The sequence below is a fragment of the Photobacterium lucens genome (assembly GCF_009873615.1).
GTDB classification, from domain to species: Bacteria; Pseudomonadota; Gammaproteobacteria; order Enterobacterales; family Vibrionaceae; genus Photobacterium; species Photobacterium lucens.
Window position 1 is genome coordinate 1 of sequence record NZ_SSMG01000114.1, and the last position, 11,124, is coordinate 11,124.

The 11,124-nt window shown below is 43.3% G+C and carries 13 protein-coding genes; 1 reads left to right on the forward strand and 12 read right to left on the reverse strand.

What is annotated here, in order from left to right; translation table 11 throughout:
• Positions 1–182: 182 nt before the first annotated feature.
• Positions 183–1,634 carry a Na+/H+ antiporter NhaC gene (gene nhaC / locus E5A76_RS05625; protein ID WP_053986975.1) on the forward strand — a complete coding sequence of 484 codons (1,452 nt, stop codon included), beginning with the start codon at positions 183–185 and terminating at the stop codon, positions 1,632–1,634.
• Between the two features lie 63 nt (positions 1,635–1,697).
• Here nhaC and ureG read toward each other — a convergent pair whose 3' ends face one another.
• From ureG to urtB, 12 genes are all read right to left on the reverse strand, one after another.
• Entirely contained in the window at positions 1,698–2,324 is a 627-nt protein-coding gene (gene ureG, locus E5A76_RS05630; protein WP_053986976.1) for an urease accessory protein UreG, read from the reverse strand.
• Positions 2,325–2,336: 12 nt separating this feature from the next.
• Positions 2,337–3,035, reverse strand: coding sequence for an urease accessory protein UreF (locus E5A76_RS05635; RefSeq protein WP_161118353.1), 699 nt, complete (start codon positions 3,033–3,035; stop codon positions 2,337–2,339).
• Positions 3,022–3,225 carry a hypothetical protein gene (locus E5A76_RS05640; protein ID WP_053986978.1) on the reverse strand — a complete coding sequence of 68 codons (204 nt, stop codon included), beginning with the start codon at positions 3,223–3,225 and terminating at the stop codon, positions 3,022–3,024. Before E5A76_RS05640 ends, E5A76_RS05635 begins: the two co-directional genes overlap by 14 nt.
• Positions 3,226–3,255: 30 nt before the next feature.
• On the reverse strand, positions 3,256–3,708 hold the full coding sequence (gene ureE, locus E5A76_RS05645; RefSeq protein ID WP_161118354.1) for an urease accessory protein UreE: 453 nt from the start codon (positions 3,706–3,708) through the stop codon (positions 3,256–3,258).
• Between the two features lie 68 nt (positions 3,709–3,776).
• Entirely contained in the window at positions 3,777–5,480 is a 1,704-nt protein-coding gene (gene ureC, locus E5A76_RS05650; RefSeq protein WP_161118355.1) for an urease subunit alpha, read from the reverse strand.
• 17 nt (positions 5,481–5,497) lie between these two features.
• Positions 5,498–5,803, reverse strand: coding sequence for an urease subunit beta (locus E5A76_RS05655; RefSeq protein WP_161118359.1), 306 nt, complete (start codon positions 5,801–5,803; stop codon positions 5,498–5,500).
• A 36-nt stretch (positions 5,804–5,839) separates the two neighbouring features.
• A complete protein-coding gene (gene ureA, locus E5A76_RS05660; RefSeq protein WP_053986981.1) occupies positions 5,840–6,142 on the reverse strand; it encodes an urease subunit gamma in 303 nt (100 codons plus the stop codon).
• A 24-nt stretch (positions 6,143–6,166) separates the two neighbouring features.
• The gene (locus E5A76_RS05665) at positions 6,167–7,042 is read right to left on the reverse strand and encodes an urease accessory protein UreD (RefSeq protein ID WP_161118356.1); all 876 of its coding nucleotides are present in this window, start codon (positions 7,040–7,042) and stop codon (positions 6,167–6,169) included.
• Complete coding sequence (urtE, locus tag E5A76_RS05670) at positions 7,039–7,734, reverse strand: urea ABC transporter ATP-binding subunit UrtE (RefSeq protein ID WP_107165403.1); 696 nt, start codon at positions 7,732–7,734, stop codon at positions 7,039–7,041. The genes E5A76_RS05665 and urtE overlap by 4 nt, the downstream gene beginning before the upstream one ends.
• A gap of 2 nt (positions 7,735–7,736) precedes the next feature.
• The gene (gene urtD, locus E5A76_RS05675) at positions 7,737–8,588 is read right to left on the reverse strand and encodes an urea ABC transporter ATP-binding protein UrtD (protein ID WP_107165404.1); all 852 of its coding nucleotides are present in this window, start codon (positions 8,586–8,588) and stop codon (positions 7,737–7,739) included.
• Positions 8,585–9,745, reverse strand: a complete 1,161-nt coding sequence (gene urtC / locus E5A76_RS05680) for an urea ABC transporter permease subunit UrtC (RefSeq protein ID WP_161118357.1) — start codon at positions 9,743–9,745, stop codon at positions 8,585–8,587. Before urtC ends, urtD begins: the two co-directional genes overlap by 4 nt.
• Before the next feature lie 17 nt (positions 9,746–9,762).
• Positions 9,763–11,124 (reverse strand): urea ABC transporter permease subunit UrtB (urtB, locus tag E5A76_RS05685; protein WP_161118358.1); only part of this gene is annotated, 1,362 nt, incomplete at its 5' end.

Sequence of the window (11,124 nt, forward strand, 5' to 3'; positions counted from 1 at the left end):
GCAAAAGACTCAGGTCACATAAAGACACATTATTTATCGCGGTTTTAAAGCCACCTGCTACAGTAGCCAAAGTTTGTTACAAGCTGTGATACACGTGATCGATTAACCAGTATAGAAAGATTAATTACTGACTTTTGGGGCTAATTCCCCATTTTACAGGTACGATAAACAAGGTTAGAAGTATGGAAAAACAGACTGTTGTGAAACTACCCTCGTTGATGCAAGTTCTTGTTGCTCTCGGTATTTTCCTTGCACTAGCATTCTCATTTACCGCTAAATTGCATTTACCTATTCAGCTAGCACTTTACATTGGCTGGTTCATTATCATGGGCTTAGGTATTAAGTTAGGCCATGATTACAAATCGTTAGAAAAAGCAGCAACCAAAGGTATTGCAAACGGCCTCGGTGCTGTACTGATCCTATTAGCCGTTGGTGCACTTGTTGGTACTTGGATCGCTGGCGGTATTGTTCCAACAATTATTTACTACGGTCTGAAAGCTATTCACCCTTCCATTTTCTTGCTTGCGACAATGATCATCTGTTCATTAACAGCATTAGCAACAGGTACTTCTTGGGGTGCAGCAGGTACGGCAGGTATCGCGATGATGGGTATCGGCCAAGGCTTAGGTATTCCAGCACCAATGACAGCAGGTGCGGTACTTTCTGGTTGTTACTTCGGTGATAAAATGTCACCACTATCAGATTCAGTGATCCTTGCTTCTTCAATGTCTAACGTTGAAATCATGGAACACATCAAAGGTATGCTGCCTATCGCACTGATCAGCTACGTGATCACTGCCATTCTATTTACTGTTGTGGGTTACCACTACTCAGGTAATGTAGACATGACACAAGTTGATTCAGTTATCAAAGCAATGGATCAGCAGTTTGTTATCTCACCACTGTCTTTCATTCCTGTTGTTATCGTTCTTGTACTGCTGGCACTGCGTTTACCATCATTCCCAGTGATCACGCTAGGTTCGCTACTAGGTATTATATGGGCAGTTATGATCCAAGGTATGGATCCACTGGTTGCATTTAACACCGCATGGGCACCATTCTCTATTAGCTCTGGTGTTGAGTTTATCGATGCAATCCTAAACCGTGGCGGCATGTCTTCAATGCTTGGCTCTGTTGCTGTGATCATCTTCGGTCTTGGTTTTGGTGGCTTACTTGATAAAGTGGGTGTACTTCAAACGATTGCTCGCCTATTTGAAAAGCGTGTAAATTCTGCAGGTAGCCTATCTGTATCAACGATTGCAACTGCCTTCCTAGGTAACGTATTTGGTTCAGCAATGTATGTATCGCTTATTCTTACGCCTAAAATCTGTGCGAAAAACTACGACCGTTTAGGTTACCAACGTAAGAACCTATCTCGTAACGCAGAGTTTGGCGGTACCTTAACATCAGGTATGGTGCCATGGAGTGATAACGGTATTTACATGGCGAGTATCTTAGGTGTTGCTACGCTGTCTTACGCACCATTTATGTGGTTAAGCTTCGTCTGTATCATCGTGACGATTGTGTGTTCATTCATGGGTTGGTTCGTCGATCGTTGTCCACCAGCATCAGCAGAGCAATTAGCACAAGATGAGGAAGAAGAAGCATTAGCGGTTAAACAACTAACCTCATAATCACGGCTCCTTATCTAAAGAAAAGCCCCATTATATTAGCCAAATAATGGGGCTTTTTTATGCCTATTCATTTTTCAATTCAACCATGCCTTCTGTTACGATGAAATCAATGATCGTGTCGAGTCCCTCCCCTTGCTTTAAATTCGTAAACACGAAAGGTTTGGTTGGTCTCATTCTTTGAGTATCTTGTTCCATCACCTCCAGTGATGCCCCCACATAGGGCGCTAAATCTATTTTATTAATAACCAGTAAATCCGAGCGTGTGATCCCTGGTCCCCCTTTTCTCGGTATTTTTTCCCCTTCAGCAACATCAATGACATAGATAGTTAAATCAGCCAATTCAGGGCTAAAGGTTGCACTCAAATTATCACCACCGCTTTCAACAAAAACGACGTCTAAATTCTTATGACGCCTTGCCAACTCATCGACCGCAGCAAGATTCATGGATGCATCTTCTCTTATCGCTGTGTGTGGACACCCTCCTGTTTCTACACCAATAATTCGATCAGGCGCTAAAGCTTCTGCGCGCGTTAAAATCTTTGCATCTTCTTGGGTATAAATATCGTTAGTCACCACTGCAATATTAAGTTTGTCGCGGATAGCTTTACATAGCACTTCAAGCAGTGCCGTTTTCCCTGAACCTACAGGGCCACCTACACCGATACGTAACGGTTGTTTATATTCAGTCATGTCATCATCCTTTTATGAACGAAATAAACGCGTGTATTGCGTCTCATGGCGGCTACTAGCGATAGATAATGCAGGCATATAGCTACCGATATTGATGTCAGATACTTGTGCTGATTTTTCAATAGCAATAGGGAAACCTTCAGCTAACTGCATTAACGCTTTTTGCCCTGAGGTTTGCCCTAATGGGATCAGTTTTACCCCCGCCATTACCATGTTTTCAGCCCAACTCCACAAATACCCTTGGCATAATTGCTCAAGTGAAATGTGCCAATGCTTCGCGGCGAGCACAAAGCCAAGCAGTTGATTTTGATTATGCGAAAACTGTGTTTCTGTATTCATTGTTGGCACTGATAATTGTGCTAATAAAGTAAATAACGCACGTCCTCGTTGCTGCTCTTCTGTTCGTAGTTCTTTGGTTTCTCGGCAGGCATATAAATATTCACTCCATGTCGCAATTGCAGCAAAATCTTGCTGCTCAACGGCTTGGCAATAACGTCGCAATATTGGCAATTCCAACGTGGCAATACTTTGCTCAACAATAACCCGCAGCCAAGACACCAACGCTTTTTCATTGGCAACCCAATCGGCCTCTACCGCCCACTCCAAGCCTTGAGAATAAGTAAAGCCACCAATCGGTAGTGACGGGCTCATTAATTGATATAAACGGTATTGAGCAAGTTCATCATCAAGCACCTGCTTATTTTTTTGCATAGGCAACAACCAAAGCAATCACAGCCAATAATGCAAACAAGAGGGTGCCAGACAAAGATTCAAACAGGTTCACGCCATGAAAGAGTGTGGACTGTAAGGCATGATGAGTAGGATCTTCTGTCGAATGTCCACCGTGAGCCCAAGTAACCGATGAAAATAAGCTGATAGCCAATAGAAGGTATAATTTCATAACGCATATCCTTATTTAGTTATAAAAATATTAATGATGATGGTGATGACCCGTTGATTTACCACCATAGGCACCACTTTCAGGCTCAAAGGGCTCACAATCGCACATCACTTCACCACCTAAGCCTTTCACCATTTCATCTAAAACATGATCGTGTTGATAACGAACCCATAGCTTAGATAGTTGCAATGGCACATGACGATTACCGAGGTGATAAGCAATCTTCATCAATAGGAGAGGATCGCCACAATACACAGTTGAGACTTGCTCTGGTGCCGCTTTGATTTCAACGGTGAGGCCGCAACGACTCAGCAGTTGCTCTCCATCACGTAAAATATGCCCTCGAGGTAAAAACAACCCCGCTTCTCGCCCATCATCTAGGTACACTTTTAAGCGACTTTTGATCCGGCTATCTATCGGTAGACTTAAATACGCTTGCGGTGGATTTAAACAGTCTGATTTTATGGCTATCAATTCAATCATGGTTATCCCTCTTATGATCTGTTATTTATCCTTGAATTCGCCCTCTAGCTTGATATTTACCATCACGATTAGAATAAAAAGTAACGCTGTGCCATCGGCAATACTGAGGCCAGCTCACAGGTAAGCAACTCACCATTCGCCCTTACTTGATAGGTCTGTGAATCTACTTCGATATGCGGCTGCCAACTATTTAATTTCATGTCACTTTTACCAATAGTTCGGCATTGTTTTACAACGCCAATCAAGCTGCCTAAACCTAATTGATCGGCAACGCCCTCTTTATATGCTTGCTGCGAGAGAAACAGCATCGAGGTACGTTTAGCGGCATCACCATAGTGACCAAACATAGGCCGATAATGCACAGGTTGAGGGGTTGGGATAGAACCATTCGGATCCCCCATCGGTGCCATTGCTATCATGCCGCCTTTTAAAATAAGACTTGGCTTTACTCCAAAAAAAGCCGGTTTCCATAGTACTAAATCCGCCAATTTCCCTACTTCAATCGAACCAATTTCATGAGCCATACCATGCGTTATCGCCGGGTTAATCGTGTATTTGGCGATATAACGTTTTAAGCGATTGTTATCGTTGTTCTGCGTATCTTCCGCTAATGCACCACGCTGCACTTTCATTTTATGAGCGGTTTGCCATGTCCGAATAATGACTTCACCGACACGCCCCATGGCTTGAGAATCAGAAGCGATCATCGAAAAAGCCCCTAGATCATGGAGAATATCTTCAGATGCAATGGTTTCACGGCGGATACGAGATTCTGCAAAAGCGACATCTTCTGCAATAGAGGGAGACAAATGGTGACACACCATCAGCATATCTAAATGCTCATCGACGGTATTAATGGTGTAAGGACGGGTAGGATTGGTCGATGATGGCAACACATTATGCTCACCACAAGCACGAATAATATCAGGGGCATGACCGCCACCAGCGCCTTCTGTATGGTAGGTATGGATCACCCGATCGCCAATAGCCGCTAAAGTTGATTCCACAAAACCCGATTCATTTAAGGTGTCAGTATGAATCGCTACTTGCACATCCATCGCATCGGCTACCGTTAAACAAGTATCAATCGACGCAGGCGTAGTCCCCCAATCTTCATGCAGTTTTAACCCCACCGCACCTGCCGCCACTTGTTCTTGTAATGGTCTTGGCTGGCTGCAATTACCTTTACCCAATAAACCAAAATTCATTGGGAAAGTATCTAACGATTGCAGCATGCGATGAATGTTCCAACTACCTGGTGTACACGTTGTCGCATTTGACCCCGTAGCAGGCCCCGTACCACCACCGATCATGGTTGTAATACCTGATGCGAGAGCCTCTTCAATTTGTTGCGGACAAATAAAATGAATATGTGAATCAATGCCACCGGCCGTTAAGATGCTGCCTTCACCCGCAATAATTTCAGTGCCAGCACCAATGGCAATGGTAACTGCTGGCTGTACATCAGGATTGCCCGCTTTCCCTATCGCACTAATACGTCCGTTTTTTACTGCAACATCGGCTTTTACGATCCCCCAATAATCTAGAACAATCGCATTGGTGATCACTAAATCTGGGGTGTCAAAAGTAGAGGCTTGTCCTTGTCCCATGCCATCGCGGATCACTTTACCGCCACCAAATTTCACTTCATCGCCATAAACGGTGTAATCTTTTTCTACCGATAACCAGAGTTCAGTATCAGCCAGTCTCAGTTTATCGCCCACGGTTGGGCCAAACATTTCAGCGTAGGCTTGCCTTGGAAGAGATGCCATTCATCATCCTTAACGGGCTATAGTTTGCCCATGATTTTCCCTTGAAAACCAAATATCTGGCGCTTTCCTGCATACTCCACCAGCTCGATAGTGCGTTTTTGCCCCGGTTCAAAACGAATTGCAGTTCCTGCAGGGATATTAGGGCGATAACCTCGACTTGCTTCTCGCTCAAAAATCAATGCTTCATTAACTTCATAAAAGTGATAATGCGAACCCACCTGAATGGGGCGATCACCAACATTCATCACCACGACTTGTGTCGTTTTTCTACCGACATTAATTTCAATATCATCACTGCCGACGACAACTTCACCCGGTATCATAGGGGGCGTTGCTTGCTTAACTTTCGTCATACGCCCTCACACAATAGGTTCATGAATAGTGACGAGCTTGGTGCCGTCTGGAAATGTGGCTTCGACTTGCACATCAGGTAACATAGAAGGAATGCCATCCATGACATCATCAGAAGTTAATAACGTCCGGCCATAATCCATGAGCTCTGCGACCGTTTTACCGGCTCTTGCCCCTTCCATGATTTCAGCACTAATAAACGCCACACATTCTGGATAGTTCAATTTAAGCCCACGCTTTAGCCGATCTTTGGCTAATAACGCCGCACAATAAATGAGTAATTTGTCTTTTTCTCTTGGGGAGAGCTCCATCCTTTACTCCTTATCCCTAAACGATTAAGTAGCCCAAATTCTTGGTTTTTCCGGCACGGTGTTAAACCATAAGTACCGAACTTGCTGCCAAATTTCGACAAAGACTGAAAGTATAGTTTCGCTCCAATTTGCAAAGGCTCTAATGACCATTAAGCCTTCAATCTGGGTAACACCTATTGCCAAGTCAAATAGATGATACCGCTTGCATATAGTATTAAGCAGCATTTGTACCATTTCAAATGCGTGAGGGTCATTATTGGTTATATGTAAACTTGCTGATAAGCTAAATTTTTGTAACCCATTGATATAAAAATGACTATCAGCACCATCTAAAGCTAAACGCTCGATTAATATTTTCTTACCAGCAATGTGTATTTCTGTTTTCCCTTCTAAATAGCCTTTCTCAAAGCCCTCATTTAGTGCAGGTCGACCAAAACAGTGCATCTCCCAACCAATAAAACGGGCATTCTCAGCCAGTAAAATCTGGGTATTTAACTGCACTTTGGCCTCAGAGAAAAAAATATTCTCTTGCGGTAACCACTCTAATATTCCGTGCTCAGCCACGAACAAAAGCTGAGTTTGTTTTGCCCATTTATTATCAGAGCGATAAAACTTGGTTGCCCCCGGTGTGGTGATTAATGCATGAGCATGGCTTTCAACATCCGTTTGAATGGAGAGTGAATCGCCGCCGACCACGCCCCCCGGTGGATGCAACAAATAAGCATGACAAATATTGTTTTCAGGATAAAAAGGCCGTTGTACCGCTAATGGGCCATATTGCTGACGATGAGATAAAACGGTTTTCTGATTTTTAACACTAAAACCGAGTGACAATTTCGCTTGCCATCCCGTATGAGATGCAGCGTTGAATACTGGCGTTGCGATACGAGGATCATTCATACCGTTAAATACTCCGTGATCAGTCCTTGATCTAAATCCTTCATTGCGCCACTTGCGACATTTCGTCCCCGATCAAGTAAACAAAAGTGATCACCGACACGACGAGCAAACGGCAATTTTTGCTCTACCAGCAATACAGTTAAGCCATAATCGCTATTTAGTTTTTGAATGATATCGCCAATTTCATGAACAATATTGGGTTGAATACCTTCGGTGGGCTCATCCAAAATAAGTAGCTGAGGATCAACCACTAACGCTCTCGCAATGGCCAATTGCTGCTGCTGACCACCGGATAAATCTCCGCCATAACGATGACGCATTTGGTGTAAAACGGGAAAGAGTTGATAGATATAATCGGGGATAGTACGTTTGCTTTTCTCTCGCACAGGCAGCCCTACCGATAAGTTTTCCAATACCGTGAGCATAGGAAAAATCTGCCGCCCTTGAGGTACATAACCGACCCCTAAATACGGTCGCTCTTCTGCTTTATCTTTAGATATGTCACGGTTATTTAATGAAATACTGCCTTGTTTAATTGGCAATAACCCCATGATGCATTGTAATAGCGTAGTTTTACCGACTCCGTTTCGTCCCATTAGTACGGTGCATTGCCCCTTGGCAACATGAAGATTGACATCCCATAAGGTGTGGCTTTCACCATAAAATTGATCAATACCAGTGACATTAAGCATCTTCATTCCCCTAAATAGACTTGAATGACCTCAGGATCAGATTGCACCTGCGCCATGGTGCCTTCGGCTAAGATCCCACCTTGATGCATGACCGTGACATGGCTGGCAATAGAGCGAACGAAATCCATATCATGCTCAACCACAACCACCGAATGTTTACCTGCAAGGCTATGGAGCAATTCCGCAGTTCGATCCATTTCTTGATGAGTCATACCAGCCACTGGCTCATCAACCAATAATAATTTAGGGCTTTGCATCAGCAACATACCGATTTCTAGCCACTGTTTTTGCCCATGAGACAGATTCCCCGCTAAGTTATCTTTCTCCTCTTGAAGGTGAATTAAGGCTAATACCGATTCAAGGGTATCTCTTTGCTCGCTATTTAATTTAGCTTTAAGCAACTGCCACACTTTTCGCTCACCCGACATCGCCAGTTCAAGGTTATGCCATACCGATAAACACTCAATAACAGTGGGTTTTTGAAACTTACGGCCAATCCCAGCATTGGCAATTTCAGCTTCTGACATAGTGAGTAAATTAAGTGAAGAGCCTAACCATACTTGTCCTGAATCTGGCTTGGTTTTGCCTGTAATAATGTCCATCATGGTAGTTTTACCCGCCCCATTAGGGCCAATAATGCAGCGTAGCTCGCCTTCTTTGATATAAAGATTCAGCTCATCTATTGCTTTAAATCCATCAAATGATTTATTCACCCCTTCAAGGTAAAGCAAAATATTATGCTTGGTATTAACTAGCGGATGCTGCTGAGTTTGCATGAACTGAAACACTTTCTCTCGCTCAGTTAGGGCTTGAAAGGTGGAGCTTAAAGGCAAGATCTTCGATAACGCACTCATGATTTCACCTCCATAAAGTAGCGCTTAAGATGGCGCAACGTGGGCAAGCGAGAAAAACGCCATGAACGCTGAGAGAACACGCCTATCACCCCTTTAGGTAGATATAGCGTCGATAGAACAAATAACGCCCCGAGTGCAAATAACCACACTTCGGGTAGTTCAACGGTGAACCAACTTTTCGCATAATTCACCAGTAAGGCACCCACTACCGCACCATACAAGGTGGCACGCCCACCTAAGGCGACCCATACCACGATTTCAATCGAGTTAAGTGGTGAAAACTCACCGGGATTAATGATCCCTACTTGAGGCACATATAAAGCACCTGCAATACCGGCTAACACAGCCGATAAAACAAATAACCATAACTTGATGTTATCGACGTCATACCCCATAAAACGAGTGCGTTGCTCGGTATCTCGAATCGCCATTGCAACCCGTCCAAGTCGACTATTAATGACATAACGGCATAAACAATAAGCCAGCATTAACGCTACAGTTGTTGCTACAAACAGCATGACTTTGGTGGTATCACTTTGCAGGCTAAAGCCGAGAATATCTTTAAAATCCGTTAAACCGTTATTCCCGCCAAATCCCATTTCATTACGGAAAAACGCCAACATCAACGCATAGGTAAGTGCTTGGGTCATAATAGATAAATACACCCCAGAGACCCGTGAACGAAAGGCAAGTGTGCCAAACACATAGGCGAGTAACCCAGGTGCTAACACAATCATCAAGCAAGTAAAAAGAAACGAATCGAATCCATACCAAAACCACGGCAATTCAGACCAATTTAAAAACACCATAAAGTCAGGTAGCACAGGGTGACCATATACCCCTCGCTCGCCAATTTGGCGCATTAAATACATCCCCATGGCATAGCCACCTAATGCGAAAAATGCACCGTGCCCTAAACTTAATATGCCTAAATACCCCCAAACCAAATCGACCGCGAGGGCTAATAACGCAAAACTTAAATATTTACCTAATAATGAAACGGTAAAGGTTTCGATATGTAGCGGGTGTGATTCTGGCAACCACAAATTACAAAGGGGAATAATAAATAACACCATCAACAATATAATCAGCGTTACTTTTCCACCTTTATCTTGAGCAAATAATGAGCCTTTCTCTAATAACGTTCGACGGTACATAGCAACTCCTTAGCTAATTAACCTTCTGCAGCTCGACCACGTTGAGGAAATAATCCTTTCGGACGTTTTTGTATAAATAAAATAATAAAGATGAGGATCAATATTTTGGCTAAAACGGCCCCCGCCCATGGCTCTAATACTTTATTAAAGATCCCTAAGCTTAATCCTGCCACTAATGTACCCCAAATATTTCCAACCCCACCAAACACCACCACCATGAATGAATCAATGATGTAGCTTTGCCCCATATTCGGGCCAACATTAGTGAGTTGAGATAAAGCGACACCTGCGATACCTGCAACGCCAGAACCCAGTCCAAAGGTCAGCGCATCAACCCTTTCAGAACGGATCCCCATCGCTTTTGCCATCGGACGGTTTTGCGATACCGCCCGTACTTGTAACCCTAGTGCGGTTTTTCTTAATACCATCAGTAGCGCAATGAACACAGCAAAGCAAAAGATCAATATATACAGCCGGTTATAAGTGATCATTAACATAGGGTTAATCGTTAATGCCCCCGACATAAACTCTGGTGTGCTTACGGAGCGATTCAATGGTGAAAAAATACTACGTACCGCTTGCTGTAAAATGAGACTTATCCCAAAAGTCGCTAATAAGGTTTCCAACGCCCGTCCGTATAAATGGCGGATCACCATGCGCTCAATAATGATCCCTACCAGACCTGAGACAATAAAGGCAGCAGGAATAGACAACAGTAAAGCCAGTGCTAAATGCTGTGGCAATAATTGCTGAATAACATATGTGGTGTAGGCACCTATCATTATCAGCTCACCATGCGCCATGTTAATCACGCCCATGACCCCAAAGGTGATCGCTAAACCAATCCCAGCCAACACCAATACCGAGCCTAAGCTCAGACCAAAAAAGATCGTTTCAATACCAGCATAAAAGCGTTGCTGCTGCTGATATGTATCAAGCCCCATTTGCACGGCCTGTGCGGTCTTAGGTTCTAGCTTTTGATTTTGCAATGCGTTCAATGTTTGATAAACAACGGGATTTTTATACTGGCTAATGGTATTAATCGCATCGATTTGAGCTTGTCCACTTGCATGTTTAGCTTGATAAGTTACTAGCGCAAGTAAGGCGATATTTTTCACCTTCTGTTGCTGCTCATTTTCATAAAACGCCAGCATTTTTTGATAACGATCAGAAGTTAGCTCTCCCACTAATGAAAGAGCGGATTGATAACGTTGTTGTTGGTCTGCACTAGATAAGCCTAATAACGCAAGCTGAGTACTGATTTCTTTTCTCAGCTTATTATTGACCCGAATTTTTTGATAATTCCGTTTATTTTCTATAATAACGGTTTGGCTATTATCAATCGCTATTGCATTATTTCCTTTGTTTAAATCAGAAAT